This is a genomic window from Clostridium sp. CM027 (genome assembly GCF_024730565.1).
In the GTDB taxonomy this organism is placed as follows: domain Bacteria; phylum Bacillota; class Clostridia; order Clostridiales; family Clostridiaceae; genus Clostridium_AD; species Clostridium_AD estertheticum_B.
Window position 1 is genome coordinate 690,864 of record NZ_CP077725.1, and the last position, 18,749, is coordinate 709,612.

15 protein-coding genes and 2 pseudogenes are annotated in these 18,749 nt (G+C 31.5%); 9 read left to right on the forward strand and 8 right to left on the reverse strand.

The window, feature by feature from the left end; genetic code table 11:
- Positions 1-57: 57 nt before the first annotated feature.
- Entirely contained in the window at positions 58-2,115 is a 2,058-nt protein-coding gene (gene pulA, locus KTC92_RS03420; protein ID WP_258280674.1) for a type I pullulanase, read from the forward strand.
- Positions 2,116-2,563: 448 nt separating this feature from the next.
- On the opposite strand, the gene KTC92_RS03425 is transcribed toward pulA, so the two are convergent.
- On the reverse strand, positions 2,564-2,692 hold the full coding sequence (locus KTC92_RS03425; RefSeq protein ID WP_258280675.1) for a hypothetical protein: 129 nt from the start codon (positions 2,690-2,692) through the stop codon (positions 2,564-2,566).
- 165 nt (positions 2,693-2,857) lie between these two features.
- On the opposite strand from KTC92_RS03425, the gene KTC92_RS03430 reads away from it, so the two are divergent.
- On the forward strand, positions 2,858-3,673 hold the full coding sequence (locus tag KTC92_RS03430) for a Tn3 family transposase (protein ID WP_220286543.1): 816 nt from the start codon (positions 2,858-2,860) through the stop codon (positions 3,671-3,673).
- A 32-nt stretch (positions 3,674-3,705) separates the two neighbouring features.
- Here KTC92_RS03430 and KTC92_RS03435 read toward each other — a convergent pair whose 3' ends face one another.
- Positions 3,706-4,680, reverse strand: coding sequence for an IS30 family transposase (locus tag KTC92_RS03435; protein WP_375294764.1), 975 nt, complete (start codon positions 4,678-4,680; stop codon positions 3,706-3,708).
- A 325-nt stretch (positions 4,681-5,005) separates the two neighbouring features.
- Between KTC92_RS03435 and KTC92_RS03440 the strand changes: the two genes are divergently transcribed.
- Entirely contained in the window at positions 5,006-5,689 is a 684-nt protein-coding gene (locus tag KTC92_RS03440; protein ID WP_258280590.1) for a helix-turn-helix domain-containing protein, read from the forward strand.
- The gene (locus KTC92_RS03445) at positions 5,683-6,582 is read left to right on the forward strand and encodes an IS3 family transposase (RefSeq protein ID WP_258280758.1); all 900 of its coding nucleotides are present in this window, start codon (positions 5,683-5,685) and stop codon (positions 6,580-6,582) included. Before KTC92_RS03440 ends, KTC92_RS03445 begins: the two co-directional genes overlap by 7 nt.
- 111 nt (positions 6,583-6,693) lie before the next feature.
- Here KTC92_RS03445 and KTC92_RS03450 read toward each other — a convergent pair whose 3' ends face one another.
- The 5 genes from KTC92_RS03450 to KTC92_RS03470 form a co-directional block, all read right to left on the reverse strand.
- Positions 6,694-8,007, reverse strand: coding sequence for an IS66 family transposase (locus KTC92_RS03450; protein WP_258280676.1), 1,314 nt, complete (start codon positions 8,005-8,007; stop codon positions 6,694-6,696).
- A gap of 29 nt (positions 8,008-8,036) precedes the next feature.
- Entirely contained in the window at positions 8,037-8,642 is a 606-nt protein-coding gene (locus KTC92_RS03455) for an integrase core domain-containing protein (RefSeq protein WP_258280677.1), read from the reverse strand.
- Between the two features lie 17 nt (positions 8,643-8,659).
- Entirely contained in the window at positions 8,660-9,121 is a 462-nt protein-coding gene (locus tag KTC92_RS03460) for a helix-turn-helix domain-containing protein (protein WP_220287235.1), read from the reverse strand.
- Positions 9,097-9,597, reverse strand: a complete 501-nt coding sequence (locus KTC92_RS03465; protein WP_220287247.1) for a hypothetical protein — start codon at positions 9,595-9,597, stop codon at positions 9,097-9,099. Before KTC92_RS03465 ends, KTC92_RS03460 begins: the two co-directional genes overlap by 25 nt.
- 67 nt (positions 9,598-9,664) lie before the next feature.
- On the reverse strand, positions 9,665-9,865 hold the full coding sequence (locus tag KTC92_RS03470; protein ID WP_220287232.1) for a hypothetical protein: 201 nt from the start codon (positions 9,863-9,865) through the stop codon (positions 9,665-9,667).
- 359 nt (positions 9,866-10,224) lie between these two features.
- Between KTC92_RS03470 and KTC92_RS03475 the strand changes: the two are divergent.
- From KTC92_RS03475 to KTC92_RS03485, 3 genes and pseudogenes are all read left to right on the forward strand, one after another.
- Positions 10,225-11,223, forward strand: a pseudogene (locus KTC92_RS03475) (LacI family DNA-binding transcriptional regulator).
- A gap of 360 nt (positions 11,224-11,583) precedes the next feature.
- Positions 11,584-12,270: a response regulator transcription factor gene (locus KTC92_RS03480; RefSeq protein ID WP_220287230.1), complete on the forward strand. Its 687-nt coding sequence runs from the start codon at positions 11,584-11,586 to the stop codon at positions 12,268-12,270.
- Positions 12,260-13,747, forward strand: coding sequence for a HAMP domain-containing sensor histidine kinase (locus KTC92_RS03485; protein WP_220287228.1), 1,488 nt, complete (start codon positions 12,260-12,262; stop codon positions 13,745-13,747). The genes KTC92_RS03480 and KTC92_RS03485 overlap by 11 nt, the downstream gene beginning before the upstream one ends.
- Before the next feature lie 142 nt (positions 13,748-13,889).
- Here the strand turns inward: KTC92_RS03485 and KTC92_RS03490 are convergent, their stop codons facing one another.
- Positions 13,890-14,420, reverse strand: coding sequence for an amidase domain-containing protein (locus KTC92_RS03490; RefSeq protein WP_216303479.1), 531 nt, complete (start codon positions 14,418-14,420; stop codon positions 13,890-13,892).
- Positions 14,421-14,780: 360 nt separating this feature from the next.
- Between KTC92_RS03490 and KTC92_RS03495 the strand changes: the two are divergent.
- Both KTC92_RS03495 and KTC92_RS03500 read left to right on the forward strand, forming a co-directional pair.
- Positions 14,781-17,094: pseudogene (locus KTC92_RS03495) on the forward strand (GxGYxYP domain-containing protein); the annotation flags it as partial.
- Between the two features lie 560 nt (positions 17,095-17,654).
- Positions 17,655-18,545 carry a hypothetical protein gene (locus KTC92_RS03500; RefSeq protein ID WP_220287226.1) on the forward strand — a complete coding sequence of 297 codons (891 nt, stop codon included), beginning with the start codon at positions 17,655-17,657 and terminating at the stop codon, positions 18,543-18,545.
- The last annotated feature ends 204 nt before the right edge of the window (positions 18,546-18,749 follow it).

The following is an 18,749-nucleotide window of genomic DNA, read 5'->3' on the forward strand; positions in this document are numbered from 1 at the left end:
TTAATGTCGAATGGTATAAAGAGAAAATAAAGAAAAAAATTTTTAAGGAGGGCAATTGTGAAATTAAAAAGAATAAAAAAAACTAATAAGGGTCTGATAATGTCTTTGACATTAGTTTTAGCTTTTACAAATGTATTTTTTTTATTGCCAAATTTGCAAACGTTTGCACGAAGTAAAACAAAGGTAATTTCTAATGATGTAATTTCAGGAGATGCAATGGGAAGTGATGAGTTTGATAAAAAGTTCTATTATGCTGGAAATGATCTAGGAAATACTTATACTAAGGATAAAACAAGATTTAGAGTATGGGCGCCTACCGCTATTGAGGCTAAACTGGTAGTCTACAAAAATTGGGATGACAAAACTGGTACTGCTATCAATATGAATAAAAGTGAAAAAGGAACATGGGTAGCAGAATTAAAAGGAGACCGGAAGAACATATTTTATACATATAAGGTTAATGTTGAAGGTAAATGGAATGAAGCTGTGGATCCCTATGCTCGTTCTGTTTCTGCTAATGGAGACAAAGGAGCTGTAATAGATTTAAAGGATACCAATCCTGATAAATGGGAACCTAACAAAAAACCTAAATTCGGAAAGTTAAACAATGCAATAATATATGAAACGCATGTCAGAGATTTTTCTATTGATCCCAATAGTGGAATGAAAAATAAGGGAAAATTTTTGGCTTTTACTGAAACAGGTACAAAATTACCTAATGGATTAAAAACTGGAATTGATTATATAAAGAAACTAGGTGTAACACATGTGCAGCTTATGCCTATATTTGATTATGCAAGTGTGGATGAAGCCTCTTCAAAACCACAGTATAATTGGGGCTATGATCCTAAGAATTACAATGCTCCAGAGGGTAGTTACTCAACAGATGCGTATAATCCTAATATAAGAGTTAAGGAATTAAAGGAAGCTGTTCAATCCCTACATGGTAACAATTTAAGAGTAACTATGGATGTAGTTTATAACCATATGTTTAGTGCAGATAACTCGAATTTTAATAAACTAGTACCTGGTTATTATTTTAGATACAATACTGATGGCACTCTTGCTAATGAAAGTGGATGTGGAAATACTATAGCTTCAGAAAATTCCATGGCAAGAAAATTTATTGTGGACTCTGTAGTTCATTGGGCTAAGGAATATAATTTAGATGGTTTCAGATTTGACCTTATGGGTCTTACTGATACTCAAACCATGAATGAGGTAAGAAAAGCCTTAAATAAAATTGATCCAAGTATAGTAGTTATTGGAGAAGGCTGGGATATGGGTGCAACCTTGAAACCAGAAGATAAGTCAGATCAGAAAAATGCAGATAAATTATCGAATATAAGTTTTTTTAATGATACTATTAGAGACGGAATAAAAGGTAGTGTATTTGATGCAAAAGGAACAGGCTTTGTTAATGGAAAAATTGGAGCAGAACTAGATATCAAAAAAGGTATCGTAGGTGCAATTGATTATTCAAAGGATATCACAACCTGGGGAAAGGTTAACCCATTGCAATCTGTTGCTTATGTAGAAGCTCATGACAACAACACATTGTGGGATAAACTTATTCTTACTAATCCTAATGATACCGATGCTACGAGATTAAAAATGGATAGATTAGCAAACAGTATTATTTTTACTTCACAAGGAATTTCCTTCTTCCAGGCAGGTCAAGAATTTTTAAGAACCAAGGGTGGAAATCCAAATTCCTATAATTCAGATGACAGTGTAAATTTACTTGATTGGAATAGAATGTCGGATAATATTAATACTGTAAATTATGTAAAAGGGTTAATTCAACTGAGGAAAACTCATCCAGCCTTTAGAATGGATTCTGCTGAAATGATTAGGAATAACCTAAAATTTATAAATACTGCAGCTAATGTTGTAGCTTATTCAATTATAGATAATGCAAACAAAGATAAATGGAACAATATAGTTGTGGCTTTTAATTCAAATAAAACTGAGACCACAATAAAGTTACCTGAAAATACTAAGTGGAATATTGTTGTTGATGGAAAAAAAGCAGGAATAAAAACCATTAAGAAGTTTAAAGGTGATTCTGTTGTAGTTGATGCTCAAAGTTCTGTAGTACTTTACAAACGATAAAAACAATATATTCTTATCATCAATTTAATAGTTAGACAAAAGCGAATTTGCTAACTCGACCGTAGGGAGATTTTGTTCTAATTAATTTGCAGCTTAGTAAGTTCGATAAAATTCAAAAAGAATAATATAATTTTTCCCTAAAATTTTATAGAGTTTCGCAATCAGCTAGTAATTATTAATAGGTATTGTTTGCAATTGCTATTATTCATAATTAGAATTATAAAAAAAATATTTAATTGTGGGGTAGTAACCGCAAAACGCGGATTTTATACGTTAAGACATATATTACCAAAACGCGGATATATTCAAAAAATTCTTTGATTATATCCGTGTTTTAATTACTCTAAAATATATTTTAAACATATTTCTTAAAAATGAAAACGGTAGGATTTGAGTCACACTATAAGAATAGTTCGAATGTAAAACAAATTCATTTTTCTCAATTTACTTATATGCCTTTTATAATTGCTTCAGCTAGCCCTTTTGGATTCTCCCAAGCCATAGAGTGCCCAGCTTTCTCTACAATCTCAATTTTAATACCATGATCAGAGAGCACCTGCATATCTGGATCGGGCAACGAGTTCTCTCCAAAAATAAATGTTTTAGGACATTCAAGTGAATATAATATGTCTCTCCATAATGGCTCTTCACCCTTATTGAAAATACTGATTTTAAAGTGTCCTTGGATGTTGAAAAATATTTAAAATCTAGATTGGAGCTGCTAAATAGTAAATTTAAATATGTGTCCGATAATATAAAAACCCTGAAAGGGGTATCTATAGAAAACAATAAGTTTGTATTATCAAGCTTAGAAAAATCAGTTCCTGATGAGGCAAAAAAATTATCTTCTAAGCTTTATAGCTTAATGCCTAGAGTAAATTTGTCAGATATAATTATAGATATTTGTAAATATACATCATTTGATAAAAAGCTAACCCATGCCTCAACTAGCAAAGAACCTAAAGATAATGAAAGAGCCTGTGTGACAGCTGCCCTTATGGATCTAGGGACCAATATAGGACTTAAGAAAATGGAACAGGCTGTAAAGGGATTAACCTACAAACAAATAAGTAATGCTGCTAACTGGAGAATGAGTGATGATAATATGGAAAAAGCTATGACGGATATTATAAACTGCCAACATAAACAGCCCTATGCTAAATATTGGGGAAATGGCAGTACTTCGTCGTCAGATGGAGTAAGAGTTAAATCGGCAGTTGAAGCTTTAAATGCATGCTATAACCACCATTATGGCTTAGAAAAAGGTGTGACAATGTACTCAGCTGTAAGTGATCAGTACTCAAGATTTGGAATAGGTATTATAAATACAAATTCAAGAGATGCAATTCATATAGTTGATATACTTCTCAACCATAAAACAGAACTTGAGATTGAAGAACACTATACTGATACAGCAGGTTATACTGATCAAGTATTTGGATTAACTCATTTATTAGGTTTCAGATTTGCTCCAAGACTTAGAAATATATCAGACTGTAAATTATACTACATTGAAAAAAAAGAAGATTTGACCAATTGCAATAACAAATTGAACTAATTTCTATTTATGACTTAAATCGTTGAATTTACTTAGGTTGCATAGATTAGATCTAATTGTGCTTCAAATAGATCTTCAGGAGTTTTGTACTGGAGTATCCGCCTAGGAAGCGTATTCATCCATTCCTCTCTGAATGAAATATCAGCAGCCCTATAATCTGACATACGTTTCCATTTAGGAATGAAGCGGCGAATTAATCCATTGTGACGTTCGTTGGTTCCTTTTTCAAAATAAGAATATGGATGAGTGAAATATACCTTTGTATCACTGTCAATCTCAAGTGTGGATAAATCAGCAAATTCAGAACCATTATCCCCAGTTATTGTCTTGAATACTTGGCTAAACTTCTCACCATATAAGTTGCTGATATTTGCAAGCTCATTCATAACTGCACTAGCTGTTTTACCTGCAATTGAACGTACAATAGCATTCCTAGTTTTACGTTCAACAATAGTCAAAAGTACACAGTCATTACCTGCTTTTTCTCCAATTACGGTATCAATCTCCCAGTGACCAAATTGCTCGCGATTATTTATAATATCTGGGCGCTCCTCAATACTTTTACCAAGAATTTTCTTATGTTTCTTGGCTGTTGATGGCTTAATATTTCTACGTAGTTTTATTGGTAAATCAATATTTTTAACACTAAGTAAAGCAAGATCGATATAGTTATACAATGTTTTAGTACAGACTATTTCAGAACGTTTAAATAGTCCAGTTTCAAGTGAATTACCAACACAAGCATCAGGTGACCATGATGAATTTTTAATCTTATCCACTACATAGTTTATAAAATCACAACAATCTAAACGCTTAAAAGCACGACAAGAATTCAGACGATGCTTTTTGTAAATGGCTTCCCCTGTATCTGCAAGATACATTTCAATTTGTTTACTTTGTTTAATCTGAGTTGTAGTACCACGGCGTATTTCATTAAGAACAGTGTTTATTGGACGTTTAAGTTCTTTAGCTATCTTATATGGCGAAAAGCCATCTTTAAGACGAATTTAAATAATAATGCGTTCTTCAAAATTTAAGTGTTTATTTTTACGTGATTCTGTGTTATTATTTGGGTATTCCATAGTGATTATCCTCCTGTGTGTTTTTTTCTTAGTCGATTAAATCATAACACAGAATAATCCACTATGGATTTTTTGTTACTACACAGGCATTCCCAATAGGGAGTGCCTGTGGTAATATAAAAATATGGTCGTAGACCCTCATCTCTAAAAAAGAACATACTAAATTAAAGGGAGCCGAAAGTGATATGCTCCCCTTATGGTAGACAGTTAAAATAATAAAACTGTTTACTATAAGGAGGGCTATTTTTTTATGGGAAGAAAATCAACTATATCAGACCAACAAAAAATTAAGGCTGTAACATCATATTTAAATGGAAAAGCTAGTATGTTAAGTTTATGCAACAAACTTCAAGTACATAAGAGTTCTTTTCAAAAATGGGTAATACGATATAAATCAGAAGGTGAAGCTGGGTTAAAACATTCTAGCAAAAATACTTCTTATACTGCCAAAATCAAGATTAACATTGTAAAAGAATATCTTGATGGGCATGGCTCACTGAATGATTTATGCATTAAGTATCATATTTCGTCAAATACAGTTTTATGCAATTGGATAAAGAAGTATAATGGTCATGAAAACATAAAATCTTCTGGAACAGGAGGAAAAATAATCATGACCAAAGGACGCAAAACTTCTTATATTGAACGCATTGAAATCATAAAGTACTGTATTGAAAACAATAACAGTTATAATAAAACTGTTGAAAAATATAAGGTATCTTATCCTCAGATTTATACCTGGATGAAGAAGTATAATCAGTTTGGTATTGAAGGGCTTTTGGACCGACGTGGAAAGCCAAAGGCTGAAGAGTTAATGACAGAAGATGAAAAGCTAAAAGCTCAATACAAGCTTTTAGAAGCACAAAATAGAAGATTACGGATGGAGAATGCTCTTCTAAAAAAAATCCAAGAGATAGAAAGAAGGCGATATTAAGCGAAGCTAGATACGAAGATACTTATCTTGCAATCCAAGAATTATCTAACAAAGATAAATTTCCTATAACTGAGTTGTGCATTATAGGCGGCGTTAGCCATTCTGCATATTATAAATGGCTACACAGAGAAAAAAGTAACCGAGTATTGAAAAACGAAGAATTATTAAAGCTTATTTGTGAGTTATATGAGGAAAAAGACGGTATCTTAGGCTATCGCCAGATGACGATTAAAATCCGTAGAGAATATAATAAAAAAGTTAATTATAAACGAATTTATCGTCTGATGCAGATATTAGGATTAAAATCCGTATGCAGAAAAAAAAGATATAATTATATTAAGTCAACTCCTGAAGTTACTGCAGAAAATATTTTGGATAGAAATTTTAAAGCAGAACAAGTCAATAAAAAATGGCTTACAGATGTAACCGAGTTTAAATATGGGAGAAGTGGACAAAAGGCTTATCTAAGTGCAATATTTGATTTAGGTGATAGAAGTATTGTTTCATATGTCATTGGTCATTCTAATAATAACCAATTGGTTTATCAAACCTTTAATCTTGCTGTTAAAGTATACCCTGATGCTAAACCAATATTTCATAGTGACCGAGGTTTCCAGTATACTTCAAAAATATTTAAAGAAAAACTAAAAAAAGCTGGAATGATACAGAGCATGTCGAGGGTTGGGCATTGTATTGATAATGGTCCAATGGAAGGATTTTGGGGAATCTTAAAAACAGAAATGTATTATCTTCATAAATTTGAAGACTATGAAAGCTTAAAGAAATCGATTGAAGACTATATAGAATATTATAATAATAGACGTTATCAAAAACGTTTAAAGTGCATGACACCAATGGAATATCAGCGATATCTATTAGGTAATGCAGCATAAATAAAGCGCCTACCAAATGATAGACGCCTTACATAAAATCTTTAATTATTTCCACTGTCTACTTGACAGGGGGCAGTTCAAAGGCGTCCCCTAATATAAAATTAAATATAGCTATATCTTTTCTGGTATAAATGGTTCACCTTTTATTGCGTTCTTCAGTGATTCCATTATATCTTGCCCATTCTTATTGCAGGTAGAAATATAGCTTCTTATTCTACAGAACAGGCTACCACCATCATCACTTCTAAAGCAGCCAGATATCTTTTGTCTGAGCTTTACCATTCTGATATCTCGCTCGGCTAAATTATTTTCGAATGGAATGTTGAAGTCATACATAAACGAAAGTGTTTCAACATCATATTCTTCTAACTTTCGTAGAAGTCTCAAAGCATCGTTTTTTACAGGCTGCCCTGTTTTCTTCGATAGTATAACAGAACATTTTTCTGCATCCTCTATTTTGCCTTGAGCAATGATAGTTTTGTACTTTTCATCATAAGCTTTGATATCACTTTCAGCCATAGAAGTTACTCCTTTAGATTTAAGAGAATCAACTTCTCTTTTTATCTCAATCAAAAGGCTTCCCATGTCAGTAGCCCATATATGACCAAAGTTTTCATTTATACCTTTTAAAATTCTCATATTAGGAGCATTACACTCAGCATGAGTACAGTTTGTGAATGTATAATATGGTTTCCAATGATCATGAACCATGGTTCCTTCAAAATCTGGAAGTATACCTATCTCATTGGTAGCAATTGAGCCTCTTTTTTTATGTATGGCATAATGCGTAATACTACTTGTGGATGCAACATGAACCCAATTTATTTTACCTTTTAAACGTAGTCCTGATTCGTCAACATGAAGTACTTCGGCATTTTTAAGTTGTTCTTTAATAGTATTTTCAAATATTTCAAGACTATCATAAAGACGTTTATTTGCATTCACAATAGTTCCTTGGCTAATATTTTTACCAGTATGGTTTTTAATAATTTCAGTTGTTCTAGCAAGAGGTACAAGTTGATAGTTTGAAAGGTATACCATTAACGCCTGCAGGTTTTCACCATACTGTACAGACTGAGCTACTGTTACTGGAAAATCAGTTTTATGAACTTCTTTGCAATCGGGACATACCACTTCGTGGGTTCTATACTCCGTAACATTCATAACAATCTGAGGTAAATCAACTACTTGTCTAGTTTGGATTTTACCTTCAAGACCAGATAAATCACAGCCACAATTACAAGTTTTTTTTCTTATATCTATAATATTATCTGGATTATCAATTTTTAAAAGAGTTTTTCCAATATGACCAGCTTGCCCTCCTGAGGACCTACCGGTCTTTGTTCGGCTATTTGAGGGCTTTTTATTATTATTTGTTGACGGTGGCTTGCTACTGTTATTACTATTTTCGGAGTTTGTCAACATAGTTGTCGCAATTTTAAATTTTGATGTTTTTATGACGACGCTGTCTCTATACAACCAAGCTCTTCTTCCTTTATTGGATTTAATGCCACATATTTTGGCAAATCCCAATTTCTTATTTCCCTACGCCACCTTTCAGGATGATTTTCTTTTGCCATTTTATACACTTTTTTTCTATTCTCTATGATGTTTTTATCCAAGCTATAATGGCGCTGGTATGGGGTCAAATATTTGATGCCACTATGCATATGAACATGGTTGTACCAGTAAACAAACCTAGTTACCCATTCACGTGCGTCTGAAATATTAGCAAAACCACCATTAGGGAATGAAGGAACATATTTCATTGTCTTAAATAATGATTCTGAATATGGGTTGTCGTTGCTTACTCTAGGCCTTGAGAATGAACTTTGAACCCCTAGCTTCTCTAATGTAGCAAGGAAAGTTGCAGCCTTCATAGGACTTCCATTATCAGAGTGAAGTATAAGAGGCTTACCTGATATTTTCTGAGAAAGAATGGCGCGTTTAACAAGGATTTGGGCATATTCTGCATTCTCTGTTTCCCAAACTTCATAACCAGCAATCATACGGCTGAACATATCTAGTATCAGGTATAGCTTAAAGTATAGACCTTTCACAGAGCCGTCAAGCCAGGTTATGTCCCACGTCCAAACTTGGTTTTGTGTGCGGTTGCTATGTGGGTAGGCGGAAACCTTTTTACAGGCGCCTTCGTCTTAAATCTATGACTGTTTTGTTTTTCTTCTCTAAGTATTCTGTGAATCGTAGATTCTGAAGAAATGTAAATTCCCTGATCAGCAAGCTTTGGGACTATTTGTGCAGGTACTAAATCAGCATACTCATGGCTATTTATAACTTGTAGAATCTCAGCTCTTTCTTCATCACTAAGTTTGTTTTTAGGAGGATTCCTATATACTATGGGACGTTTATCTTCCGTGGATTCTGGCGTTAGCGACCATCGATCATAGGTCCTAGTCGATATTCCAACTTCGTTGCAGCATGGGCTCACCCGAGCACCAGCCTGCACCGCTTCATCAATCAGTTTTAAAGCTTTAATGCGATCTGAGGCACTGATTAGTCTTCCTCTTGGTCCCCCCAAATCGCATGGACGTTTTTTCTTAGTACTAAAAGTGCCGCTGTTTCGGCTAAAGCTTTTTCTTTGAATCTAAGTTCTTTTTCAATTTTTCTGACTTTATCTTTTTCTTCTTTTAGTTCAGTTTTTAATTTTTTAGGATCTTCTATGCTACCACTGTTTGCATTAATACATTGTGATTTCCAGGCTTTTATATCATCTTTGTAGGTACCTTTTCTTCTGCAATATTCACCAAGTTCTTGCTCAGTTAAAGTGGCTGCCTCAAGAACCATATGAAATTTTTCCTCTGATGTCCAATCACCATTTTGTCTTAAAATCTTTATTCCCTCTTTTTTTTCAGCATCTTTAATCCATTTATAAATTGTACCTTTATTTATCTTTTTATCTAGTGAAACTTTAGTTATACTTTCTTTTCCGGATCCTGTTACTCTTGCAAGTACTTCTTTTCTTATTTCTTCAGGGTACCCAATTTTACTAACCATGATATATTTCTCCTCTCGTAAAGCCTATACTGTATAGTATACTATATTTATCTCTACGACAACTATCTTAACACATAGGGTTTTTATTATGCATGGTTTCTAACTCAATATTTCGTGCAAGAAGTCTGACATTCTCTTCCCTGAGAGCTTTTATTTCGGTAGTTAGAGTATTAATATGATTTGTTAATTCTCTATTAGTTTCCTTAATTAAGGAAATAATTTCAGAAACTCCATCATTATAACTATTAATAATTTTTAGCTCATCCAAAATATTCACCACCAGTCAAATCATATTTTTAATTTATCTGATGTTTATAGTCGACGTTGTATAACCAAAACCCTTTTTTTCAATATAAGGGTTTTGTTGATTTGCAATGGCTGAGTAGTAACGATTTTTTTATTGGTTTAACTTCATTTTACAACAAGTCTTCCCCTAATAATAATAGAATATAAAAATTATAACCCAGGGGATTATCCTCAGGGTTATAATTTTATGAGATTATAATTGTTAAAAGTATACTTTGTGAATAGGTTACTACTATTAGATGCTAGATGATCAACGATGTTTCAGCTTCGAAGAAGATGATTTAATCAATAGCATTATTTACTACAAATCGGAGGATGATTATGAATAATGTAACAATGAAGGATATAGCGGAAATGGCTGGTGTTTCAAAGGCCACAGTTTCAATGGTTATGAATAAAAAGGATTCTAGCATAAGCGACGCAACCAGAAAAAGGGTATTAGAAATTGCTAAGAAAATGAGTTATATTCCTAACTCCATAGCTAGAAGCCTTAGCACCAAGAAATCCGGTACTATAGGAATTATACTGCCAGATATCACAAATCCATTTTTCGCAGAAATGGCAAGAGCTATTGAGGATGAGGCAGAAGGATTAGAATATAATTTAATAATATGTAACACTGATAATGATATTGATAAAGAGCAAAAATATATTGAACTTCTTATAAGTAAACTTATAGATGGCATTATTTTTATGTCTGGAGGTAAAAGTAATGAAAGTATAACCATACTAAAAAGCAATAACATACCTTTTGTATTGGTGGATAGATATATTGAAGGATATAAAGATGATTATGGGGTATTTTGTTTAAACAAGCAGGGTGTAAAAAATGGTATTAAGTACTTATATGAAAAGAGAAACCGTAAAATAGTTTTCGTAAAGGGAAGGGAAAATTTAGAAGTATCAAAACAAAGATTAGAGGGCTATATTGAGTGAATGAAGAATTGTGGAATATATGATAAAAAGTATATATTTGAAGGAGCCTTTAATGTTGAAGGTGGTGTACTAGCTACGCAAAAAATAATAAGTACTTTCCCCAATTTGGATGCTATTTTTTATAGTAACGATATGATGGCCCTTGGTGGGATGAAAATTTTACTGCGAAATGGGTATAAAATTCCAAGAGATATATCCGTTGTTGGCTTTGATAATATCCGTATATCAGAAATTATAGAACCAGAACTTATAACAATAGCACAACCTATATATAAAATGGGCAAAAAAGCCTGCAGTATTTTAATAGGTGTAATAAATGGTGAGTTACCTTTTGAAAAACAAGTTTACTTTGAAACAGAGCTTATTATTAGAGGAACTGCATAGATTTCTATTTTTATTAAAGACAATAAGTTTTTTATTAAAAATAAGAATTATTATTGTGGCTTAAAAGTTTATAGTGCCCTTCATAATTTGTTAACATTTTTGCCGTTTAAGTGCCATGGTATAACTTTATTATATATATAAAGGATAGAAACGAATAAAATAATTAAATCATCTCCTGTGGAGCTGCAATATACTAATTTACACTTCCTTTGTGCCCTCCCTTTCGCTGAGTAAGTTTTCATATTACTTTTATGTTAGTTGAAATATAATAAATTATGATTATTACTGGTATTATTATATAATATAAAAGAAAGTTGAAAATTAGCAAGTGCTACACTAGCTATATAAAGGAGAAAATATATGAATGAAACCATTTTAATTGTAGATGATGAAGAAAGAATTAGAAATCTTGTGTCCATTTATTTAAGGAAAGAACAATATAATATTTTGCAAGCAGAAAATGGCAATGAAGCTGTTAATATATTTAATAAAAATAAAGTAGATTTGATTATTTTAGATGTAATGATGCCTATTATGGATGGCTGGGATGTATGCAAGGAAATAAGAAAGACCTCAAATATCCCTGTTATAATGCTCACAGCTAAATCCGAAGAAGATGATGAATTATTGGGGTTTGAATTAGGCACGGATCATTATATTACGAAGCCATTTGTCCCAAAGCTACTAGTTGCTAAAGTGAAAGCAATTATAAGGCGAACTTACAGCACTGAACCTGTTCTAAAGGAAGGAAATAACTTTGACGGCCTTGTAGTTGATAATTTAAGCCATGAGGTTAATGTAGATAATAGTGAAATATATCTATCCCCAAAGGAATTTGAACTACTAAATTATTTTATACTTAATAAAAGGATCGTATTAAGTAGAGAAAAAATATTGGATGCTTTATGGGGTATTGACTACTTTGGAGATTTAAGAACTGTAGATACTGTTATAAAAAGATTAAGAGAGAAGCTAGGTGAAAAATCTTATCTTATAGCAACCATAAGAGGAGCTGGATATAAATTCGAGGCGAAAAATGAAAAGTAAAAAGAGCATCACTAGAAAGCTTTTCGCTATAACCTCTATAGTTTTTATAGTTTTTATAACTACTAATTTGATAGTGCAGTCTGCATTTTTTGAGCAGTTTTATATAAAATGGAAAAAGAATAATCTTGAACATAATCTTGTTAAATTCAAAAGCGAATATTCTTTACTCCAAAAAGATGAAGATAAAATTAATTTAGTTAGTTCTTTTGAAGAAAACAATAACTATAAAATAATTACACGAGATAGATTAGGAAATTTAAAATATCTTACAAAAACAATTGATGAAAGAAAAGACTCTATAAAAGTTAGAATCATGAACCAAATAATGTCATCTGAAATAGAAAATAGCGGTGGTATTAATAAATTTAAAGAAGAAGGAAAATCCCTGATTTTTACTACTGAAGAAACCCCCGATATGGTAGCAAGTGTATCAGGTATATTATATGCTGAAAATAGCGATGAAATTGTGTATGCTTTTGCTTCGCTACAGCCAGTAAATGAAGCCGTTCAAGTTATAAAGGTATTTTACTTGTATTTCTACATAGGTGCCCTAGTTATAACTCTATTTCTTTCTTTAATTTACTCAAGCATGATTGCAAAGCCATTGATAAAAATAACTAAGACGGCAGCTAAAATGGCAAAGCTTGACCTTACAGAAAAATGTGAGGTTAAAAGTGAAGATGAAATAGGAGCTCTCGCGACTTCACTTAACCTTCTATCAGAAAATTTAAATGAAGCATTAACCTCACTTAAAGAATCTAACGCACAATTAGAAAAGGATATTGAGAAAGAAAAGAAACTAACAGAAATGAGGAAAGACTTTGTGGCAGCAGTTTCCCACGAGCTTAAAACTCCTATAACCCTTATAGAGGGGTATACACTAGCGTTAAACGATGATGTTTTAGAAGGCGCAGAAAAACAATATTTTATTGATGTCATAATGGATGAATCAAGGAAAATGAACAATTTAGTATCAGATATGTTGAATTTGTCTCAACTAGAATCTGGGAATTTTAAATTGATTGAGGAAGTATTTTTTCTTGATGAACTAATAAATCCAGTTACTAAGAAATTTTCATCCCTACTTAATGAAAAAAACATTAAGCTCGAATTAAATTTAATCCAAAATGTAAAAGTAAATGCAGATTGGAACAGAATAGAACAGGTACTAACAAACTATATGACTAATGCAATAAGACATACCTATGATGGCGGATCCATAACAGTAAAAATGATAAATATAGAGGGTGCTATCCGCGTCGAAGTGGAAAATAGCGGAAGTAAAATTGATGATACTGAAAAAAATAAGATATGGGATAACTTCTATAAAATCGATAAATCAAGAACTAGAAAGCTTGGGGGAACTGGTCTAGGTCTTTCCATAGTCAAAAACATAGTATTACTTCATGGTGGTAGCTGTGGAGTAGAAAACACAGAAATTGGAGTTGAATTTTATTTTATTTTAAAAAAACAATAGTTAGCCTGTAATTATAGCTACTATATTTCAAAAATGGTATGTAAAATGATTTGATTTATCGTTACTACTCAGGCATTCCAATAGCGAATAGCTGAGTCGTAACTATCATTTTACATGCCATTACATATTTAAATTATAATTGTTATAAACTTATTTTTAAAAAATGTACACGATTTGCTCCCCAAGAATCTCCATAAAATATGTTTAAAGCCTCAAAGGTATGTTGAGAAATTAAAGGCTGTGAATATCTAAAAGCGGTGATAATCGCAGAGTGAAAAATATTTCCATCATTATCTTCAAAAAAAATTAAATCACCTAATTCAAGAAGGCGAGTATCATATATTTCTAGACCCTTAATCCCTGAAGCTTTAGATTGTTGATTAGTCTTTAAAGACCAATAAAGGGAATTTGCCACAGCCCATGGAACAGACCATGTGTCATCATTTGTACTATTTGTATTAGCCTTTCTGTACCACCAAGGATGTGAGCCTTTAAACCTCATAGGTGCTCCCCCAGCTAATAGACACTGAGATACAAAGTTTGCGCAGTCGCCACTAGTCTCATTATTAATAAGAGAGAAGTACCTAAAACTGGGGTTTGGATGCAAGGCATAGGTCATTGCATAATTAACCGCATTTATTCTAGAATATTGATTTGATCTAAAAAAATCCATGTTACACTCCATAAAATTACTATTATTAAATTCTATGATAAAGACAGTGAGAATGTTCATAAAAATTAAAATTTCAGATTATATTCACAACCCCAGCGAACGTTATATAATAATGACTTTTTGGTGGGGTTGTAATCTTGGTTCAACTCAAACATCAAGATCAAAACTCCGTAACAAAATAATTTTTTATTCATAATATATGGTGAAAACTATTTTTTATGGAGGATATACATGTACATGTGTCCCTATTTTTATAATATGATGAGATTAAATAAATATATGCAGCAGAACAATGAAATGATGCTTGCTAATACGATGCGATCCATAGCACGAGCTTCTGATGTATCCTTAAATGACACCAATATAAATTTAATTTTAGATTTAAAAAATCATCTCTATGAAATTCCAAAACATTTTCGCAAGTCGACTAATATATTAAGTACACAAAGTAGTAAAGAATTAAATCTTAGTGGATTAAACACATTAAACATTTCAGGTAGTCAACAATTTTCCGAGTATAATCTGCCTCTTGTAATAAATAGTCTAGGAACTTCATTACCTATAGCAGTTATTGACTTGAGGCAAGAATCACATGGGTTTATTAATGGAGTCCCTGTTAGCTGGGCTAATGCAAAAAATGATGCTAATATAGGATTAACAAAGGATCAAGTGATGTCTGATGAATATAAAAAATTAAATAGTATTAAATTAAATGTGCCTATTACTTTTTATAATCATAATAATATAGGTATAGTTCCAAAAAAAGTTGAAGATGAAGAGCATCTTGTTAATTCTAAATCACTATCATATAAACGCATTCCTGTTACTGATGGTAAGATTCCAACAGATGATATGGTTGATTACTTCGTAGAGCTCGTAAAATCACAATCTAAAAATACCTGGGTTCATTTTCACTGTAAACAAGGTATAGGAAGGACTAGTACCTTCATGATTATGTATGATATGATGAAAAATGCCCACCAGGTTATGGCAGATGATATTATAAATAGACAATTACTATTAGCAAATTTTGATGAGAGTCATATTAAATCTTTTTATAATAATAATGAAAGAATTAATTTTCTGCGAAATTTCTATAAATACTGTAATGGAAATATAGATGTCTAATATTAAATGGAGCGACTTTAAAAAAACTCTCAATAGTAGTAATTTTATGAAAAATCCTACAACTCCAACTTATTTATATGTTATTTCTCAAGATACAATGACGCCTTGTGAGCGGACAATGATAGCCACCCTTCAAGGGCTTATTAGTAGTCAATCATCTATTCAAATATATACACTTAATTCCTCACAACCAGATTATCAAATATGGCTAGAGGATTTAAAAAATAGTTATGGAGTTTTATACGAAAATACATCAGATCCGTGGCGCTTATTAGATGTATTTAAGGATTATATTGATGGATATGTACTTTACAATAATAAATCGCTAAAAGATCCTTCGATAAATAATGCTTGTTCACTTGCCTCGTTAAATAATTGCATTGCAGTTGATGAAGCTATCCAAGACAAAGTACGCGCCTATGGAATTACAAATATTAAAGGCGATTGCAGAAACACAGATGAAAAATGGGCGTACGATAATTTATGGGATTCTGGCCTCAATCATTCCATAATAATTGAGTTATCCCCGAGCAAAGATTCCGCCTTAAGAGATTATGGTATAATGACCAAATCCCTAATATTTTATGAGGATAAAATAAATGATACAACGCTTCGCAATAAAATATTCTCATCCATGGAAAAGGACTCCATTTGCCTCGGGTGGGGACCCGATGAATTTATTAATATAAGTACGGTTTCAAAATATGGTATTAGCATGGTTGCTGCAGATTGGTCGTATAATTTAACTGTATTAAGTTCATTCCCATTATTACCAATGACTCAAAAAACGTTAATGAACAGTCCTAATAAAGAAAATGTTCATAATGTAACATTTATTGTGTCAGATGGAGATAATCAACAGTGGAACCTTGGAACTAATTATGGTTCTCACAAATGGTATGGTTCTCCTTATAAAGGCAAATTTAATTTGGGGTGGTCATTAAGCCCATCTTTATATTACCTTGCACCTACTGTATTTAAATTATATTATGAAAGTGCAGCTCATGGAGCTACTAATGATTATTTTATAGTTCCACCATCTGGAAATGGGTATATGTACCCAAGTAAATTTGATAAGGATGCTCTCAGAATATATATTAACAGATTAAATGATTATATGAAAAAAGTAGATCAAAAATATATATCAATTATAGATGACTCGTCTTTTTATGATAAGGAGCTTTGGGGCAAATTTACTATGAAGTCTAATATACATGGGTTGTTTTATCTTGATTATCATAGGCACGATAATTATCACGGAGAAATTATTTGGTCTAATAATAAACCTATAGTGTCCTGCAGAGATTTACTTTGGAATACTCTTGAAAGTGAAGATGAACTCGTGAAAAACATTACTCATAGAGTTGACTCTGGGCAAGTAGATATTACTAATTCTAATAGCTACACCTTTGTTTATGTTCATGCTTGGAGCAAAAGCCTTAGTAATATTGAAAGGGTTGTGGATAGGTTAAAGGATAATCCCAAAGTGGCAATAGAAACCCCTGAAACATTTATGGAGTTAATAAGTAAGAATGTTAAAAGCTGATAAACGGCATTATAACTTGCTTCCTCTTTTTGAACGATAAGTTTTTATGGACACTATCCATGTTCCTCACACGTCCTAATTTATTTAATATGTTATTTAGTTAATATTACTTATAAATTATCATTATAACCACAATCAGAACCATTCAATATAATAAAAGTTATATTGAATGGTTTTGTTTTTACTTGTTTTCAAGCCTTTTTACTGATTTTATATGTATTTTTCAAAGATTTCATGGTATACTTATAATGTAAACATAAAGTATACGTATTTAATTGCATTGTAAACAATGATATACACATGTTTACAATTAAAAATTATTTATATTATATAAAAAAATTCAATGATAAATATAAGTAAATCACTAAAAAATCATTGAAACCAAGTATCCTAGGAATTATACTGTTTATATAGCAGCTTCTAAGAAGATGAACAGCTCCGCAGGAGATGATTTAACAAGCTGTAGATAAATTTAGAGTATAAATGCCATTAAGTTATGAAAATAATTAAATTTATTCTATTTATTATAGAAAATACAGGCCTAAGAGAGGAAGTACGAAATGGATGCAATATTAAGCGTAAGAATCAGTGATGAATTAAAACAAAAATTTAATGAGTTAGCTCAGAGTGAAGGAATAAACAATAAGGAATTGATGGAGCAAGTAGTTAAGTATTACGAATTAAATAGAGCAAGAGAAGGGGACAGTACTATGTCCGAAGATATAAAAGAATTACAAACAATAACCAGTAGAATGGCAGATATATACATAAACATAGTAGAAAGAAATAATATTAAAGCCTTAGAGGTAAAAAATATCCATAGAAATGAGTTAATAGACAATAATAAGGAAAATGAAAAACTAAAAGGAGAAATTACATTATTAAAAGAAGACAACAAAAAAATAAGCTCATTGGGAAAAGACCTATCTGATGCAAAGCATATAACTAAAGAATTACAAGAAAATATTAAGAACTTAAAAACCCTTAATAATATGCAGGAAGAAAAAATATTAAGCCTAGCTAATACCAATGAAAAATACATTAAATTCGAAGATGAGATTATAGAGCTTAAAACATCCCTTGATAAATCATTGAATGAAAATATGCAACTTAAGAATGAATTGTTAAGTAAAAAGGATGAACAAGATAAATTAATAAAACAGATAGATCAATTAAACCAAATAAACAAAAATAAAATAGATGAGCTGCAAATTAAAGCTAAGCAAGATGTTGAAATGCAGCGGGAAAGAACAATCTTTGAAATGGACAAAGAACTTTTAAAATTAAAAGAGGGGCAACAAATCAAAACACAGGAATTACAAGAAAGCTTTAATGAGAAAATTACTAATTTATTAAAAGAAAAAGAGGAAGCGGCGGAAAAATTTAAAAATATGATTTTAGAAATGGATAAAAAAGAAAATGAAGCTAACGTTATTGCTAATAATAAATAACACACCAACAGAGACTGATATAACCTATATTTTTAAAAGGTAAAATTGAATAAAGAAATAAGAGGTATACTTTACTATAAAATATCCTGCTTCTAAACTGTACATTCCATAATATTAAATAAATTGACACCCTCACCATTAATCTTATTGGTGTCAATTTACTTATGACATAGTTTACTTAGTAGGGTAGGGTATACTTTAATT